This window comes from Kitasatospora sp. MAA19 (assembly GCF_029894125.1).
Taxonomy (GTDB): Bacteria; Actinomycetota; Actinomycetes; order Streptomycetales; family Streptomycetaceae; genus Kitasatospora.
The window spans coordinates 83,948-100,731 of sequence record NZ_JARXYZ010000005.1 but is presented as its reverse complement, the minus strand read 5'-3'; the positions used below and the strand labels follow the sequence as shown (position 1 = coordinate 100,731).

The 16,784-nt window shown below is 63.9% G+C and carries 15 protein-coding genes; 5 read left to right on the top strand and 10 right to left on the bottom strand.

Annotation, left to right across the window (positions count from 1 at the left end; all coding sequences use genetic code 11):
• Positions 1 to 11: 11 nt before the first annotated feature.
• From P3T27_RS10650 to P3T27_RS10630, 5 genes are all read left to right on the top strand, one after another.
• Positions 12 to 227, top strand: a complete 216-nt coding sequence (locus P3T27_RS10650; RefSeq protein WP_280676849.1) for a hypothetical protein — start codon at positions 12 to 14, stop codon at positions 225 to 227.
• 640 nt (positions 228 to 867) lie between these two features.
• Entirely contained in the window at positions 868 to 1,302 is a 435-nt protein-coding gene (locus P3T27_RS10645; RefSeq protein ID WP_280676847.1) for a DUF6082 family protein, read from the top strand.
• Positions 1,299 to 2,456 (top strand): cyclophane-forming radical SAM peptide maturase AmcB, encoded by a 1,158-nt coding sequence (gene amcB, locus P3T27_RS10640; protein ID WP_280676845.1) that lies wholly within the window; start codon positions 1,299 to 1,301, stop codon positions 2,454 to 2,456. Before P3T27_RS10645 ends, amcB begins: the two co-directional genes overlap by 4 nt.
• A complete protein-coding gene (locus tag P3T27_RS10635) occupies positions 2,453 to 2,605 on the top strand; it encodes a hypothetical protein (protein ID WP_280676843.1) in 153 nt (50 codons plus the stop codon). The genes amcB and P3T27_RS10635 overlap by 4 nt, the downstream gene beginning before the upstream one ends.
• 83 nt (positions 2,606 to 2,688) lie before the next feature.
• Complete coding sequence (locus P3T27_RS10630) at positions 2,689 to 3,432, top strand: hypothetical protein (protein WP_280676841.1); 744 nt, start codon at positions 2,689 to 2,691, stop codon at positions 3,430 to 3,432.
• Between the two features lie 57 nt (positions 3,433 to 3,489).
• Here the strand turns inward: P3T27_RS10630 and P3T27_RS10625 are convergent, their stop codons facing one another.
• The 10 genes from P3T27_RS10625 to P3T27_RS10580 all read right to left on the bottom strand — a co-directional run bounded on the left by P3T27_RS10625 (position 3,490) and on the right by P3T27_RS10580 (position 16,718).
• A complete protein-coding gene (locus tag P3T27_RS10625) occupies positions 3,490 to 4,380 on the bottom strand; it encodes a DeoR/GlpR family DNA-binding transcription regulator (RefSeq protein ID WP_280676839.1) in 891 nt (296 codons plus the stop codon).
• A 209-nt stretch (positions 4,381 to 4,589) separates the two neighbouring features.
• Positions 4,590 to 4,814 (bottom strand): hypothetical protein, encoded by a 225-nt coding sequence (locus tag P3T27_RS10620; RefSeq protein ID WP_280676837.1) that lies wholly within the window; start codon positions 4,812 to 4,814, stop codon positions 4,590 to 4,592.
• A 77-nt stretch (positions 4,815 to 4,891) separates the two neighbouring features.
• Positions 4,892 to 6,187 carry a peptidoglycan-binding protein gene (locus P3T27_RS10615; protein WP_280677220.1) on the bottom strand — a complete coding sequence of 432 codons (1,296 nt, stop codon included), beginning with the start codon at positions 6,185 to 6,187 and terminating at the stop codon, positions 4,892 to 4,894.
• Positions 6,188 to 6,284: 97 nt separating this feature from the next.
• The gene (locus P3T27_RS10610) at positions 6,285 to 6,545 is read right to left on the bottom strand and encodes a hypothetical protein (protein ID WP_280676835.1); all 261 of its coding nucleotides are present in this window, start codon (positions 6,543 to 6,545) and stop codon (positions 6,285 to 6,287) included.
• Positions 6,546 to 6,554: 9 nt separating this feature from the next.
• Positions 6,555 to 7,100 (bottom strand): hypothetical protein, encoded by a 546-nt coding sequence (locus P3T27_RS10605; protein WP_280676833.1) that lies wholly within the window; start codon positions 7,098 to 7,100, stop codon positions 6,555 to 6,557.
• Between the two features lie 862 nt (positions 7,101 to 7,962).
• On the bottom strand, positions 7,963 to 8,727 hold the full coding sequence (locus P3T27_RS10600) for a hypothetical protein (protein ID WP_280676830.1): 765 nt from the start codon (positions 8,725 to 8,727) through the stop codon (positions 7,963 to 7,965).
• A gap of 9 nt (positions 8,728 to 8,736) precedes the next feature.
• Positions 8,737 to 9,789, bottom strand: coding sequence for a hypothetical protein (locus P3T27_RS10595; RefSeq protein WP_280676828.1), 1,053 nt, complete (start codon positions 9,787 to 9,789; stop codon positions 8,737 to 8,739).
• Between the two features lie 3 nt (positions 9,790 to 9,792).
• A complete protein-coding gene (locus P3T27_RS10590; RefSeq protein ID WP_280676826.1) occupies positions 9,793 to 11,022 on the bottom strand; it encodes a siphovirus ReqiPepy6 Gp37-like family protein in 1,230 nt (409 codons plus the stop codon).
• Positions 11,023 to 11,027: 5 nt separating this feature from the next.
• Complete coding sequence (locus P3T27_RS10585) at positions 11,028 to 12,026, bottom strand: phage tail domain-containing protein (protein WP_280676824.1); 999 nt, start codon at positions 12,024 to 12,026, stop codon at positions 11,028 to 11,030.
• 18 nt (positions 12,027 to 12,044) lie between these two features.
• Complete coding sequence (locus P3T27_RS10580; RefSeq protein ID WP_280676822.1) at positions 12,045 to 16,718, bottom strand: transglycosylase SLT domain-containing protein; 4,674 nt, start codon at positions 16,716 to 16,718, stop codon at positions 12,045 to 12,047.
• Positions 16,719 to 16,784 lie beyond the last annotated feature (66 nt).

The window sequence follows — 16,784 nt, the reverse complement described above, 5'->3', positions numbered from 1 at the left end:
GAGGGGTGGGAATGATGGAGCCCACTGAACGGGCGTCGGATGATCTGGACGCCGAGCTTGCGCTGATGCTGGCCGTCAGTGGTGGCCCCGAGGGATTCGTGCGAAGCGGTCACCGGGAGTTGTGGGCCGGGCCGGACCACCGTGGTCAGCGGCTGCCCCGCCGCTGTCGAGGGGACTGGGAGGGCAACATCGCTTCCGGCCTGTGGTTGAACCGCGAGCCGGACTGACAAGCTCCCGCCCCCGTGCTGCGAGGTCGTACCAGCACGGCGGCGGGGTTCAACGCCCGTCCGTGAAGACGGTCGTGGATGGGCGCCGGCAGGCTGACCTCCCCTGCCGGTTGGTTCCGAGGGCGTTGGCGAGCAGCCCTTGTTGAGCCACACCGCTCCCCGTCAGAACCCGCACTGGCGGGGAGCGGTCCACCCCTTGATCACCGGTCGGTGGAGTCCTGATCTTCTGACCGGAACCCCCGCCCTGGAGCCGTTAAACGTCACGGACGGACAACCAGGGCGGGCCTAGAACTCCCGGCATCGCGGGAGTGAGCACCGCGCGATGCCGGGGGGCGCTCCGGGGTCCAGGAGTCCCCTGTTGAGCGCACGCGCCGCCCCTCCACCCTGTGTCGACGTACGGGGGAGAGGGGCGGCCACACAGCTCCCGCCCCGGGTGCGTCACGTGACAATTTCACGCCCGGGGCGGGCCTCAGAATCAGCGAACTACCGAGGAGATGAACATGGTTGAGCGCCAGGGGCCGCACGGGTGCGACTGCGGTTGTGGGGCGCCGAACAACGCCTCCTGCAAGAACTGGATCCGATAGCGCATCCACGAATGAATCAAATCCACTGAATTCATTCAGAGTTGGGAGAAGCTATCATGAAGAGCAGTCGTGCTGTCCTGATCCTGGCCGGTGTTGTTGCCGTACAGACGGCGGTCGGGTACTTCCAGCACCGTGAACGTGTACAGCTGGACCTCGGCCTCGGGCATCAACAGCTCGTCGAAGCCGAGAGCGTCAACCCGCAGGTTGACGAGGCCCGCAAGGCCGATCTGCGCGCCAATCGCGTGCTGACCTTCATCGGCCTGAAACACCAGCTTCGAGTGATGGGTCTTGCGGAGCTGAGGGTGAACCTCAAGGAAGCGGCCAAGGCGACCATCCAGAAGGACTACTGGCAAAGGCACGGAGGCTTCCGCCGGGATGAGGCGGATGCCTCCGGTCGCCGAAAGCTGCGGGTCTTCGTAACGGAACTGGGGTTGGCACACGAGATGGGGAACCGAAAGGCGCTCGCCGACTTCGACCCCGCCGCCGCGTGACCGCGTCCGAAACTGGCGAGCCGAGCTTTGAACGGCGCATCGCCAGGAAGCCCCGCACTGTCGTGGTACAGCCCACAGGGTATTGCAACCTGGCCTGTACCTACTGCTACCTGCCGGACAAGGACGCCAAAACGCCGATGGGCCTGGAGGTGGCTGGGGCGGTAGCCGCCTCCATCGAGGCGATGGATCACTCGGATGGCAGGCCGGTGGACCTGGTCTGGCACGCCGGGGAGCCGATGGCCCTCGGAGTGAAGAGGTTCGCCAAGTTGTTGGAACCGTTCCGCCCCCTGGTGGATGCTGGCCTTGTCGCGCACGGGATGCAGACCAACGCCACTCTGATCACGGACACGTGGATCGACCTGATCGAGGAACACCACATCGACCTCGGTGTCAGCATCGACGGTCCGGCCCATCTCACCGTACAACGGGTCGACCGTAAGGGCCGGGCGGCGTTCGACCGGATCGTCCGCGGAATTGGGCGCCTCCGTGAACGCAAGGTGCCTTTCGACGTGATCTCTGTGATCACAGAGGAGAGCATCAGCCAGACCAGGGACATCCTGGACTTCTTCGCGTCCCTGGGAGCCTACGGCATTGGGCTCAACATCGAGGAAGCCGAAGGCCTCAACCAGGACCGCCCGCAGCTTCCCAAAGACCGCGTACAGCAGTTCTGGACCGAGGTCATCGATTGGGCCCGCGAACGGGGCCCGAATGCCATTCGTGTCCGAGAGGTCGACAGGCTGGGCAAGTACCTGCGAGCATCCCCGGAGGAGCGAGCCCGCCGCCGCAACGAGTACCGCGTGGACCCCATCCCGACGGTCTCCGTGACCGGGGACGTGGTCCTTCTCTCCCCTGAGCTTGCCGGCCACAAGGCCCCCAAATACGGGGACTTCGTGGCGGGCAACGTCCTGCGGCAGGACATCTCGTCGATCATTGACGAAGCCCACCGCCTGGGCTACGTGCAGGAGTTCCTGGTGGCGCTCGACACGTGCGAGCGGACCTGCAAGTTCTACAGCTTCTGCCTCGGATCACAGGCCAGTAACCGATTCTTCGAGCACGGCAGCTTCGAGGCCGCGGAGACGGGCTATTGCCGCAACACGGAACAGGCGCTGGTTCTGGCGCTGGAGAAAGCCACAGTAAAGGAGAACACGGCATGAACGAGGACATCTTCGACACCCTGAAGGCGGACGCCTCCGTGGTTGACGACCTGGTGGAGATCGGCGGGGCCGCTGAGGACGTTGAGACCCCAGGCACCCATGAGCGCTTCTCCGGCTTCGGCTGGGCCAACTGGGCGAAGAAGAAGTAACAACACGCATGTGACGGCCTACCGCCCAGGTCTTCGGACCGGGGCGGTAGGCCGCCGCGTTCACATCCACCGAGAGGAAAGCCATGCGACTGTTCCCCGCCGATGCGACTGTCGGCGGAATCCTTGAACGGTGTCACGTCAGCGGCACACGGCTGGTGAGCGCGGATGACAAGAACTACGACACCGGAGCCGTCGTACCGACCGACGACTGGCGACCGCTGACCCCGTCCCATGCAGAGCTCTTGCGAGGTGCAACAGACGAGCGCCGGATGGTCGAAGTCGTCCGGCTTCCCGACGAGACGTTCGCCGTCCTCGCCGAGGCCGGCTTGGGTCGCAAGGACATTCCGGTATTGCCGTCCGCCGACGCCACGTATTGGGGTGCGATGAGCTGTGCAGGGGACGCACTGACGACGACGGTGGACCCGGAGAACGGCGGCCTGCGGATCGGGCTGCACCTGGACAACTGGGATCAGCAGACCTGTGCTGACCGGTTGGACTCGCGGCGCAGGCTCACGGTGAACCTCGGTCCGTTGTCCCGCTACCTGCTGGTCGGCGAGTTCGACGCAGTGACAATCTGTCGGAAGTTGTACCCCACGGACTTTGCCGAACGGTACCCACACACGGACGACGTGTCAGCCTTCGTTGCACGTGGCTCCATGGAGTGCTTGCGTATCCGTATCGACCCCGGAGAGGGTTACGTCGCTCCCACGGAGCTGCTGGTACATGACGGGTCCACAACCGGTATCGCACAGAGCCATGTGGCGACGTCGACGGCGGCGTTCTGGCTCGGTCGTATCCCGCGGGGGGTTCTTCCCTCGGCTCTTTAAAATCGACGCTATTGCCGCGCCCCTCGCCTGGACAGGTGGCTGGGGCGCGGCGAGAGCCTACCTGCGACGTGTCGGCCCGTGGGCGGAACGGCGTTGCGAGGGAAGGGGGACCAAGCGGGGCTGGGTGACGGGCGTTGCCTGGTCGTGAATGGGCGGTTCGACCGCCGGGCCGACGGGGGCCAGGTCGATCTGAACCCCGCAGTCGGCCAACGCATCCAGCTCGCTGGTGGTCCGGTCGTCGACGGTGGCGTGCCGGTCGGTGACCAGCCTGGTGATGGCCTCGGTGGGTACCGTTTGGAACATGGATTGTGCGCCAAGCTTGGTGTGGTCGGCGAGAACGATCACCTTGGCGGCCGACTGCACCATCACCCGGTCCACGCTCGCACAGAGCATGTTGGCGGTGGAGAGGCCGCGTTCGGCGGTGAGACCACCGCCGGAGAGGAACACTTTGCTGGCGCGCAGCTCGTGTAGCACCTGTTGGGCCTCACTGCCCACCAGCGCGTTGCCGAGAGACAAGGTGCCACCGGTCATCACCACCTCAACGCGGTTGGCGTGCGCCAGGGCCTGAGCGATCGACAGCGAGTTGGTAACTACGGTGAGGTCGGGGATGCGGATGAGACGCCGGGCGAACTCCAAGGTGGTGGACCCCGTGCCAACCATGATGGTGTCGCCCTCCTGGACCAGGTCGGCGGCGAGATCGGCGATGGCGCTCTTCTCGATGGGGGCAATGAGGGGCTTCTGTGAGTAACCGGGTTCGCGGCTGAAGCCGCCGGGGAGCACCGCGCCGCCGTGCCGGCGGTCGAGGAGTCCTTCTGCCTCCAACGCCCGCACGTCGCGACGTACGGTCACTTCGGAGGTCTGAACGACGCGGGCCAACTCCCGGAGCGAGACCGCCCCGTTGGCGCGCACCATCTCAATGATCAACTGACGACGCTCTGCTGCAAACACAGAACCGACGGTAACCGAGCGGTCGCTTGCTTTCAGGCACTTGCAGCTATTAGGGGAAAATGCCCACCTTGGAGCGGCGCGTGATCGTACAATGCGCTCCGCACGTGACCACGGTTGCTTGATCACCGGCGAGGCCCCACCCAGCACGCTGGCCCGGAAGCACGAAAAGGCCCCTCCCCAGAAGGGGAGGGGCTTCTTTGCGTTCTGGATCAGGTGGTCTGGTCGGCCTCCAGCTTGGTCAGCTCGACCTGGAGCGCGGCCGCGCGGTCCTGCGGAGAGGTCTCGTGTAGAGCCGCAACGGTCTTGCCGTCCTCGTGCCGCTGAGCCAGTTCACCGGCACCAACCAGGGCCGCAGCGGCAGCCACCAGGGCTTCCCACGGGATCTGCGGGTACCAGGCGGTCAGGAGCGGGATCAGGGCCGCAACGGCGGCCACTACCCGGACAGCGTGAGTGGAAATGAATGAATTCATGTGTCTCCCTTGGGATTTGATTCGTTCAGAGCGAGATGAGGTCAGCGCATGAGGCGGGACCAGGTGACCGGTCCCGGGTAGCCGTCGGCGTTGGAGCCGGACCAGCCCTGAGCACGCTGGAAGGCCGCGACAGCGCGCCGATCTGCCTCCGACCATCGAGAACTAGGACCAACCCGGTAGAACGAGCCGTAACCCTTGCGGACGAGCTGCTTGCCGACGGCGGTCACGCTCGGGTTGCTGACACCAGGACGGAAGGCCTGGCGACCCGGGAACGAGCTGGAGGTCGAAGCGGTCGGCGTTGAGGTGGTCGAGCTGATGTTCTGACCCTTGCCATTGATCAGGTAGTCCCAGGTCTGCGGACCGGGAATGCCGTCCGCGGAGCTGCCCGACCACCCCTGAGCCAGCTGGAATGCCTGGACCGCCCGACGGTCGGCCTCACCCCAGCGAGGGCCTGGGCCCTCGGAGTAGAAGCGGGCCCCACCGCGCTGCACCAGGAGCTGACCGAGCTTGGTCACCGAGACGTTGTTGGCGCCAGGACCGAACCTGTCGACACCCGGAAAGGAGTTGGTGGCCGGCGGGGGAATCGGGTCGGGATTCGGAGCCGGCTCGGGGTTGGACTGGGCTGGCTCCTGGTCGCCGGGGACGGCTGGCACGGTGACGGTGTCACCAGGACGGATCTGGTCGGAATGGTCCTTCACACCCGGGTTGGCCGCCAGGAGTGCGGCCAGGCTGATCCCGGCTGCAGCAGCAATCGCGGTGAGCGTCTGGCCGGCTCGCACGGTCACAGTGCGGGTGCTACCGGAGGTCGAGCCGGAGTTTCCGGCCGGGCCGGAGGCGGACGCCTGGTAGGCGAAGCCTGCCCGCCCCTTGAGGGCGGGGTCCGCGGTGGTGATGCCCCCATCGAAGACGGGCAGACCGTAACCGTAGACGTAGGAGTCCCGGCGGCGCCGCGACCGGCGCATGACCTTGTTGCCGTTGGCGTCGTTCTCCGTGCTGGTGTTGCCCTCGTATGTGTAGATGGTGGTCTCGTCGTAGGCGTAGACGATTCCGGTGTGAGTACCTCCGCCGGGCCCGTACAGGACCTGAGCGCCGATCGCCGGGTAGGCGCTCCACCGGCCCCGGGACTGGAACCAGTCGACGGCGTTCGAGCAGGAAGCGGTACGCGGGTAGAGACTGGCGACGCCGGCCTTCATGGCTACCCAGCTGACCCAAGTTGCGCACCACGGCTGATAGTTGCTCCACCCAAGGCCCGGAACCTCTCCGGAATACCTCTGGTGGCCGGACGGGCGCTCGCCCGGTGCGCGCTGGGCCTGATAGCCGACCTCGCCGGCTGCGATCGATAGGACGTTGGAAACCTGACTCAGAGGAACCTCCTGAGGAAATAAAGAGAGGGGCCGGCCAGGCGGCCGGTCCCCTCGGGAATGAATGAATTAATCAGATGTCGGAGCGAATCCTGGTCGGGTCGAGGGTCGTGATCAGTTCGACCAGTCGACGGTTCTCCGCCTCAATGCGGGTAAGCCGCTCCTTAATTTCACTCAGGTCATCCTGGAGCCTGTCTGCCCGGGTCTTCTGTGCCTCAGCCTCACCGCGCCAGACTTCCGCAGAGTTGATCTGCCAGGATGCGCGGACCATAACGAACGCGGCGGTGACCGAGGCCGCCGTACCGGCATAGCTGAAAATGTCAGTAGGGGTCATTAGCCTCCTTTACCCGGAAATCTTCTCGATCTGCAATGACCAAACGTCGCGGTCGTAACCTGGCCCAAGATCTGAACGGAACCCCTGCCACCACGAGACGATGTTTGCGCTAATGGCATCACCAGCGTTCAGGGTGGCCATCATCTGGAAAGAAGTAGTGGTCGTGTCGCCGTACGTATCCGAGCCCGGCATGCCGTACATGATGGCGCCATGGGATCGGCCGCCACCACTCAACGACCCTCTGACCTTGGCATTTGCGCTCCCGGTAGACCAGCCACCAAGGCTCATGTGCGCCCGGTACACACCAGCCTCAGGCACCTTGATATCGGTGGTGCTGGAGAGATCCCAGGCCCCGACCTTGGTAATCGGATGGGCCGTATCCCAGTACACGACAGACGACGAATCGGCGGCCAGCTGAAATGTCCCGGCCAGGCCGAGATGAAGTACCGGGTTGACCTTGAGCCGGTTGATCGAACTATCGTGATCCGTGACTGTCTTATAGAGAGCATCGTGAACGTCATAAATCTGGCCGTTGAGATCGGCCGGGCCGATCACCTGGCGGCTTGTCCAGGACTTGAGAGGAGGGAGTGAGATCAGTTATAGCTCCAGAATTGTGGTCTCTCCGAGAACAGACCCAACGGGGTCTCCGAGAATCCAGGTCGACTTGCCGTCAGAGCGGCCGGGAATTGAGATCAGGACCACTGCCGCAGAGGAGACCGTGGCGTCCAACTGGATGCCCCCAGGGGAACCGCCGGCCCCCGGAGTGTCGCCCGTCATGAGACTGATTTCATTCATCCCCCACGTCCCGAGCTGTTGAGCCCGAGGCGTCACGCCGGACGGCCAGGCAAGGCCAGTCAGGGAGTTGGAGACGGTCACAGCGGCGTACAAGTTGCGGTAGCTGGTCGAGGCCATCAGGGGGAGGGAGTTGGTGCCGCTGTACTCCCGGATTCCGACAACCGGCGTCAGGCCCACGCTAGAAATATCGCCAAGTCGATATACGAGGTTCATCGTGGCGGCATGCGCGCCACCGACGTCCCAGGTGACAGAGGCCCCCCGGGATGGTTCCCAGGGCCACACGGCAACCGCCATCAACAGGCCGCTGCCTAGCCGGTATTGGGTGGGGATCGCCCCGGCAGGGCTCAGTAAACGGGGCGCCGTCGAAGAACCGTCGGCCACGCAGATAGACACGATCCAGTCGTTCGTACGGGTCGGGGGGAGAGGCAGTTCCACCAGGCCCTGGCCCTGGACGAGTGAGCTGCTTCCGCCCCGGTAGGCCGGAAACTCCCGGGGCGTCGGAGCGGAGTCCATCCAGGCCGCCCCGTCCCAGTAAAGGGGCGGCTTCGGGGCCCACTTCGACCCGTCCCAGATCTGCGGCGTTCGGTCGACCCAGGCCGAGCCGTCCCAGACACGAAGCTGGTTAGCCATACTGCACCCATACGTCTCCAGGCCGAGGGACCGCCGGAGCGTTGGGCCCGCTGAACAGCCTGGCTGAACCAACGTTCGTGGCCGTGACGGTACCCGCAGAGATCACCGAACCGTCGCCCTGAACTCGAAAAACGCTGGCGGTAGTTGTGGTGCTGGCCTTCGAGTTGGTGACGTTGACAACGGTCTGGTTCGCCGGGTAGGCCGGGGCACCGATGCAGAGGGCGGCGCGCACTCCAATGGTGTCAATCAGCAGGGCGCCGCTGTTGCGAAGCCGGGTGTAATCGGTGTTGTCGGCCGTCTTGAGTTTCCAGGCTGAACCGTTGATGTCGGCAGTCGAGGCGACGATCCACCGAGCCCAGTCCGAACCGGCTGGGACGTTGAGATCCGACCCGTTGATCGGCACGTAGTTCAGCAGCCGCTCATTGGTGTAGGCGCGGTCCTGGTGAGGGTCCGCGGCGGCCTGGTGCTGGACCAGGCGCTCACCGGTGTTCGTGGCGAGGAGTCCGACGCGTCCGGCCCCGAAGTCCACCCACAGCCGCTCTGAACCGGTCGGAGGGCCGTAGAACGGGGGCACCATGCCCCGGTTGTCCGCTACGAGTTGGAGGACCGGGGCGCCGGAGGAGTCGGTCAGGTCGGTGATCTGTCGGGCGCCCTCGCTGGGGCCGTCCCAAACGGTCCCGACGGCGCCGGGAATCCGGGCTCCGCTCACGCTTTCCGCCACGTCAGCGGACGTGCCCCCAAAGAGATTTCGTGCCATAAAGTCTCCTTACTCGGCGAAGACGTCGGATTCGTAAGTACCGCTCAGATAGAGCGTGGAACGGGCAGGGATACCCGGGAGCACAGTGAGCCCGGTGGAATCCGGGGTAAAGAGGTTCACAGTCGTGGTGCTGTTTCCCTCCCAGGTGATTCCACGGACGTCGCTCAGCCAAGGGCGCCCGCCGTTTCCGCCGGGGTTGTCAATGTAGCCGTGGAACGTCTGGGCAGTCCGCCCGTTGGCCGGCTGGGGAAGGGAGGCCTGCATGTACCACCCGGTGGTCACGATGTCGGCCCCGGGGTTTCGAATCCGCATGTTGAAGTGGACCAGATTCGGGGCCGCCCACCGCCAGCGGCACACGCGATCGACCTCGGCAGGCTGTGAATTCATGCCCCAGAGCCCTGGGGTGAAAGGTCGGGCCTTGCCCAGGTGCCGGGCCACCACATAGCCGTCACGACCGCTGTAGGCCTCGTACTGGCTGTCTCCACCGTCCACGTCCAGGTCATAGAGGAAAGACCCTCGGGGCAGGAAATCAGCCGTACTCCGCGTGTTCCATGGCGTTGCCACTGCCCGGGGCATGTCGAAATTCCCCCGAGAGTAGACCACCAGGGCGCCATTGGCCGCCGGCACATCGACTTCCAGGAGGACCATCTCCCAGCGCTGGCCCGGAGCCCGCTGGGGCTGAGGGGCGATCGGGGAAATGCTCGGCTGGCCCTTCACCACGGCCAGATTCACACTGCCCTTGGTGACATCAGCCCGAATGACCAAAGTGTCCTTACGGGGCTTATCCGTCGGATTCGGTTCGACGTCCAGAGAAGCAGTCGCCGTGAGCTGGTAGTAGAAACCCCCGACCCACGCATTCCCGGGGTCGACGGTAATTGTTCGACCGTTGATGACCTTCCAGGCGAAAGGGAGGGCCGCGGCATCATAGGTGCTACTGGTGAGCTGGTAGTCGATTCGGTCCCCGCCCCACAGGTGGGCCATCTGTTGCCACTGAATCTGAGAAACCATCTCACTGCCGCCCGAGGAATTCGCCTGGGCAAATGGGTAGCTGAGTTCAGCCATGAATCACATCCTCGCTTCGAGTTTCTTCAGCTTCTCTCGAAGCTCGTTTACGGTCTTGTACAGATTCAGTGGATCGCCGGTACCCTGCTCGCCGATCTTTGGGCGGATGGTGAGCTGCTTTCCGGCATCCTCAACGGTGATGCTGACCTCACGAACTATATCGACGTAGTCGACTCCGTCGATTGAGACGGTAACCAGGTCACCCACGAAATAGTCCCGACCGAACTGGATCTGTTCCGTGTCAATCGGGTACAGCTGGAAGTTTCCGTTTCGCTCACCCTGCTGGAGGGCTGCGGCAGCGGCATCGCGGACGACCTTCTTGGCGTTCGCGAACTCCTCATCTGTAGTTTCCGGCCTTGCCTTGGCCGGCTGGCCGGTGGCTGGGTCGGTCTTGAGCGGGAGGTCGCGGCGGTCAACCAGTTGTTCGATCTGGATACCCCACTCGGTTTCGGCCTCAGAATCGATCTGCTGGTACAGGTAGCGCTCCTCTCCCTCTCCCTGGCATGCCACAATGGCTCGGGTGATCCTGGGTGCGGTAAGCGACCAGACGTATTCCCGGAGGTTCCCCAGTTCAGGGGAGAAGCGTACTTCCTTGGACCGGTCCCGAGGCGTGTAGACCTCCAGGCCAATACGCCTCGTATCGGGGTTGTAGACCAGTCGGTATCCGATGCTCTTGGAATCTGTCCACTTCTCAAGGACTGTGCCGATTGAATCAAACCGCAGCACCTCGGAGACCGGATCACCGAAGTCCGCGGAGGCAGGCAGGGCCAGGCCGGGAACCCTACGGTCCGGGAGCGCAGAGGCTCCTACCGCGTGCTCCAGTTCCCATAGAAGCGCTGAGCCGGCACGACCGGAGACAACCCGGTTCGACTTCGCCTTGTACTGCTCTGAGATTGGGGCGGAAGGCTCGGGGAATGCGAGACGAGAGTAAGCGACCTTGTTGTCGCACTTCCCGCCGACGAACAGTGATCCTTCGCCAGTGTGCTGGACTGTGGTCCAGTACTTCTGAAAAAACTCGATCTGACCGGTAAGGACGGGATGGGGCACGCCATCCTGATAGACGGAGATCCCGCCGCCCTTTTGGAGGAGGGCGGCCTGATGCGTCCCGGCCTTGATAAGCAGCTGCCATGAACCCTGCTGGCAGAAACGTACGATCATGTCGAGCTTGATCCACGTGTCGATCTCGCCTACCCGGCGGAGGTTCCGGTCCCTGACCTCGATTCGGTATCCCATGGGTATCAGTAGCTCTCGTATCGGGGGCGGAAAGTCAGACGGAGGGAGGTGGTGGGCCCGCTGGCCGCCAGGTCCACGGAGACGGCCGACGTCCCGGCCGGCACAGGCCAGAGGGCAGGGGAGCCGTCCAACCCGGGCCAGTAGTTGGTGCCCTGGTCGTCCCGGAGCGTCTTGTATCCGGGACGGGTGTCGATGGTGAGCGTTCGTCCTGCTGGTACGACGTCAGGTGCCCCGACGGACCCGGCAGAGATGCCGAACGAGCCGCCGTCCGGTCCGGTGAGGCGGAACCCGCGGACGGGCCCCTTGAGCTGCCACACGGGCCAGGCCTCGACGTCGCCGGGGTTCACCACAGGGATGGCCGAGTTGGACAGGACGCCCTTGTTCAGGGAGAGCGGCATGAATCCCTTGCTGGTCTTCAAGAAGGCCGTGCCACTGCCGAAACTCCACTCCGCCACCTGGAGATCGGGGCCGTACCACCACGGGTCATAGGCGGTGAACTGCAAGCCGTATTTGGACCAGCGGAACCCGGCATTATCCACGCCTTCGTCACCCTGCATACCGTCTTTGTAGTGAGCCATCAGGGTTCGGGTCTGGGAATCGGCCTCAGTGACCTTGATCAAGCACGGGCCGTTCTTTGGGTTGATGGCCCGGATCAACCGCCGCTTTAGGTCTCGAAGAGACCGACGGTCAACCCCGTGCAGATAGACCGGGATCATGATCTGCCGGGCGGCCACACGGCTGCCCCGGTAAATGGAGCCGTCCAGATTCGGACTGTCGTCGGCATAGAGTTCGACGGGCGGCATATCGAGTCCGGTGGCTCCGGCCTGAATCAGGATCGCTGGCCACTCCTGGGCGGCAAAGGAGGTCAGAGAGATCTCCTCCCCCTGACCTCCTTTGCCCGTAATCGTGACATGGGTATGGCCCCACTCCACCGGCTGAGGGGGCAGCGGCAGGGGTGCCGGCTGCTGGTCCTTGACGGTTGGGGTTATAGCCGGAATCGGCAAATAGGGCCTCCCTCGCGATTACATTGCTGACATCACCTCCGCGTATTGCATGGCCCGCAGAACGGCCTGAGTGGTGTCCTCGGCCTTGGCCTCATGGATGTGGATTTCGTAGGTCTTGCCCTGGAGCATTCGCCGGGTGTCCCCGGCGTTGTGGACTCGCTCACCTCCTCGGAAATTCACCAGCTCTGGACCCTGCTCACCTACCAGCTTTAGGCCGGGAGATGCGGAAAGCGTTCCGGACCAATACCCCTGGTTTCCGGAGAGAGCCTGAGGCCAGCCGGCGCCGTAACGGTGGATGGCGTAGTTCAGTCCTGCATAAATCGAGGCGAGACCGTTCAACCGCCCGAGGTACTGGTACGGTCCGGCGTAGGCCGCGAAGGTCGCCGGGATGGTCTGCATGAGACCGGCGCTGGCCCCAATATTCGGGTTCAGGGCGTTCGAGTCGAAATTATTGACGGCGTTAGGATCGCCACTCGACTCCACCTGAATCCGGTGCAGAACCAGATCCGTGTAACTCTGGTCGAGGCCCAGTTCACCGAGGACCCGCTGAACCGTCGGGCGCCAGCGGGTAACCTGATCCCCGGTGGGATCGAGCCTGCCGCCGAGCATGTCATGGAAATCCAGGTCGGACACCGGGATGGTGGCCGAAACCTTAGAGCCGGACGAGAAGTCGAAAAGACCATCGATATTCGGCAGGGCCTCCTTGGCTGTGCTCAGGACGTCCTCTAGAACCGACTCGGCATAATCGCCTGGAGCATCGTAGATGCCTTTAACAGCCTGAACCATGTCGACGACCTGATCGACCTCGGCCGAGGCGACATCCCAGATCCCGTTAATACCCTCCTTTACCGTTCCAATCGGGTCTGTGATCAGATCCTTAGCGCCGCCGACAACAGCCTTCAGCGATTCCCACGCGCCGCCGCCAAGGTTTCCCAGGGCCTCGGTCAGAGTGTGAGTTGAGAACGTGTCTCCGAGGAACCGCTCTCCTCGTCGGAGAATGTTCCCATCGCCCTTCCAAATGTCGTCCCAGAAATACTGGCCGAGGATCGGCGAGATACTTCCGCCGAGAGTTCCCGCTACCTGGCCGAGAACGGTCGGAACTCGGCGGAGAAGCGACCACGAGTCCGTGGTGACGAAATCAAAGATTCCCTTGAACCGGTCTGCGACGCCGGAACCGACCCACCTAGAGGCGTTCGACCCGACACCGAGCATTCCGGACTGAGCGTCACCTCCAATGTCGTCACTCGTCTTGGAGTAAGACATGACCCGAGCAGCAGCCGTGGCATAGGGGAAAACGTTCTGAAGCTGAATCGCGTTGCGGATATCGTCGAACCCGAACCGGCCCGCAATACCGCCGCCCGCGTAGCGGGACAGCTGGCCCTTTCGGGCCGCTGCATTCCACGAGTGGATCAGAGCCGGCCCGAGGGCCGCAGTGACCTCCGGTCGGAGGATTGCCTCACCGGGGGAAAGTATCGCCGGAATGGAGTCCACACCCGGCGCATAGCCAGGAAGAACACCACCCGCCGCATATTTTTTCTTCGGAGTATCCGGCTTGGAAGGGGTACCCGAAGAATGCCCTCCGGGCGCCTTCTTCGAGATGTTGTCGATCGAGTCGTCAAGACTCTTGGCATGGCCGTGAGCCGCCATGAGAGCAGCCGATAGCTTTTCGATTCGCTCAGTGATGTCCTTGAGCGAACGGTTGTTCAGCAGGCCGACCCTGCCAGCCACCGAACCCTCACCGGTACCCTGACCGATCTTGGTGTAGACCGACTCAGCGGAGCTGTGGACGGCATCGAACTCCGCCCTCAGACCCGACAGCGAGCGCTGGTTCAGGAGACCGACTCGCCCGGCCACACTGAGTGCCCCGGTGCCCTGGCCCACCTTCTCGTGGACCAGGTCGGCGGCCCCGTGCAACTGAGTGAACTCGGACCGGAGCCCGGATAGCGACCTCTGATCGAGCAGGCCGACACGGCCGGCAACCGAGGTTGCCCCGACGCCCATGCCGATCTTCTCGTACAGGGAGTTCGCCGCTGAATGGGCCTGAGTGAACTCGGCCCGAAGGCCGTTGAGGTTCTTCCCGTCCAGGCGGCCGACGGAGAGGCTGGTCTCCTCGACCTTAAGCCGGAGGTCCGTAACGGCACCGTGAGCACCGTCGACCTGGACCTTGAACGCAACCAGGCGCTTGGCATCGAGCTGGGCGACCTCACGCTGAGCGGTCTGGAGCTCAGCGACCAGGAGCGCCGCCTTCTGGCGACTGTCGCCCAGCTCCCGCTGGAGACCACTGAGCGTGGCCCGGTTCAGGGCCTCAACGCCCTGAGTGCGGGCCTGGGTCAGCTCCGTGTGAGCCGCCTGTGCGGCCCCTTCAACACTACGGTTGCCGTTGCCGGACAACTCGCCGATAAGAGTACGGAGTTGGGTGTTGTTAACTGCCTGGAGGTCCCGGCGGAGTTCCGCCGTCCTGGCGTCCGCCTGGCGGATCTGAGCCTCAAGGGCCTGAATCTCGTTGCGGACTCGGCGGTCATCCCCGGAGGTTCCGCCGGTCAGTTCGATTCGACGCTGGCGGTAGCCGCTCAAGAAGCCGTCGCCCTCGCCGCGACTCTGGACGCCGGCACGGGCCTGTCGAACGATCCGGGACGCTCCCCGGACTCCGCGGCCAGCGGCCACGACAGGGGCAGCTGCAACTGAGGTCAGGGTGCCGGCCAGCTTGCCGGCCTTGCCCACCAGCTTGAGCAGGATTCCGGCCCCGATCGCCAGCGGGCCGAGGACGGCGCCGAGTTCGGCGGCCTTGAGCACCAGGTCCCGAAGGGCCGGATGTTCCTCCAGATAATCGGCTGCCTGCTTGATCCACTTTGTGAATCTGGACAGGGTGTCGATAAACTTTTCGACCATCAGCTTGAGCGTCGGAAAGACGTCCTTGCCGATGTCCTGAACGTCATTAAGGAGCCCGCCCTCAAAGCGGGTTCCATCCTTATCACTGACCTTGTGGCCCATGATCTTCTGGCCAAGACCGGTGTAGTTGTAAGAGCCGTCCTCGCCCTCACTGTAAAAGAGCTGGCCAAGCTTGAACTGGGCCTGCTCCTTCATATTCTCAATGCGACTGCCGACCGTTGCGCCACCCATGCGCTTGGCCGAGCCCATGATCCCCATCTTGGGGTCGCGCCAGTGCTCCAGCAGCTTTTCAATGAGCTGTTCGCCGGACAGGCCGCCGGTGTCCTTCGCATTCGCCATGAAATCCATGAGCTGGGCACTGGCTTCATATGTGGTCGGCGGGTCCAGGTTGGCGCCCGCATCCTTGGCCATCTTCTTCCGGCCCTCAAGTTCAGCCGGAGTGAAAGCGCGGTCATGGAAACCGACCAGCTTGGCAATCTGCTGGGCAGGAATGCCCGTAGCGCGTTCAAGCTGCTTGAGATTTCGCAATGGAGTACGACCCATGTCCTGAATGACCTCAAGGGCATACATGCCATCCGAGACCATCTTGGGGTCGAGGACGCCGCCATAGGCCGCACTGTCGCCGATCATTTTGACCATGTCGACAGACCGCTGAGCTACTTCCCGAGAACCTTCCGCGTGCTCCAGCGGGTCGGAGGATGAAAACTTCTTGTTGTGGGCGGCGTTCGCCCTCGTATAGCGAGTACCGTACTTGAGCATGTCATTGACGCTGTATGGCGTCTCAATGCCGTACTGGGTCATCTCGGTGAGAAGTGAGTTGACATCCTTAAGTTCAACGCCCATCCCGCGGAGGCCGGTCTGAGCTGAAATCATGGAGTCGGCACTTTTAACGCCAAAGGCGGTGGCAGCAGCAGCGGCCAGGCCGAGAGGGGCAACTAGGTTATTGGTGACCAGATGGCCGGCCTCAGAAAGCCCGGTGCCAAATTTCTCAACGCCTTCGAAGCCCTTTTTCCACGCCTTGCCGATGGTCGCTACGACAGAGGTATGAGAGGCCGAGATCTGAGAGAGCGTCGTGCGGGTCTCGGCAAGCTGCTGGCGGAGCCCGTCACGGACGGCGGCCACCTGGGCCAGCTCGCCGCGGATCGCCTGCTGCTGGGCCTGCTGGCGGACCCGGGCAGTCTCCCGGATCGCGGCCTGGGTCTCCCGCTCCATGCGGAGCCGGGTGGCCTCGATCTCCCGATCGATCCGGGCCTCGTCCTCAAGGGCGCGCTGCCGGCTGGCGCGCTCCTCACGTGCAGTCTGAGCAGCTGCCTCGGCCTGCCGGCGCAAGCTGGCCACGCGTTCCCGTTCGGTCGCCTGGGTGGCACGACTGCGGGCAGTTGCGGCCTCAGTCTCCTGAGCCACCGTGGCACGGAGAGCCCGCTGGGTGACCGTGCTGGTCTCCTCGGCGAGGGCCTGCTTCTCGACTTCGAGCTTTCGGGCCTCCTTGAACCGGCGAGCAGCCTCAGACCCGAACTGGGCGGTGAGCTCTCGTTCGATCCGAGCCAACGTCTCCGCGGAGTCCTTGCCCTCAGCCTCGATGGCGGCCTTGGCCTTCTTGGCCGCCGTGGCAGCGGCCTTCGGCAGGGTCTCGAAACCCTTGGTGGCTGCGGCGCCGAAGGCCTTGCCGGCTTCCGTGCCAGCGGTCTCCATCTGCTTGATCAACTGGGCCTTAAACTTCTTGGCGCCCTCGGGATCAATCTGTGGAACGACGGAGATGTAGCCGCTGCCGACCTTGATCGGGCCGCGAGAGGATGGAGCCATGCAGCCCTCCTAGGGTCAGAGTTGATTCATTCGCGAGAAGAAGCCAGCAAGCTCCGCACCGTCCGC

What these genes read in the sequence shown, in the direction of transcription:
- P3T27_RS10650 (WP_280676849.1), top strand. Translation starts at nt 12, where the DNA reads ATGATGGAGCCCACTGAACGGGCGTCGGATGATCTGGACGCCGAGCTT.
- P3T27_RS10645 (WP_280676847.1), top strand. Translation starts at nt 868, where the DNA reads ATGAAGAGCAGTCGTGCTGTCCTGATCCTGGCCGGTGTTGTTGCCGTA.
- P3T27_RS10635 (WP_280676843.1), top strand. Translation starts at nt 2,453, where the DNA reads ATGAACGAGGACATCTTCGACACCCTGAAGGCGGACGCCTCCGTGGTT.
- P3T27_RS10630 (WP_280676841.1), top strand. Translation starts at nt 2,689, where the DNA reads ATGCGACTGTTCCCCGCCGATGCGACTGTCGGCGGAATCCTTGAACGG.
- P3T27_RS10610 (WP_280676835.1), bottom strand. Translation starts at nt 6,545, where the DNA reads ATGACCCCTACTGACATTTTCAGCTATGCCGGTACGGCGGCCTCGGTC.
- P3T27_RS10600 (WP_280676830.1), bottom strand. Translation starts at nt 8,727, where the DNA reads ATGGCACGAAATCTCTTTGGGGGCACGTCCGCTGACGTGGCGGAAAGC.
- P3T27_RS10595 (WP_280676828.1), bottom strand. Translation starts at nt 9,789, where the DNA reads ATGGCTGAACTCAGCTACCCATTTGCCCAGGCGAATTCCTCGGGCGGC.
- P3T27_RS10590 (WP_280676826.1), bottom strand. Translation starts at nt 11,022, where the DNA reads ATGGGATACCGAATCGAGGTCAGGGACCGGAACCTCCGCCGGGTAGGC.
- P3T27_RS10580 (WP_280676822.1), bottom strand. Translation starts at nt 16,718, where the DNA reads ATGGCTCCATCCTCTCGCGGCCCGATCAAGGTCGGCAGCGGCTACATC.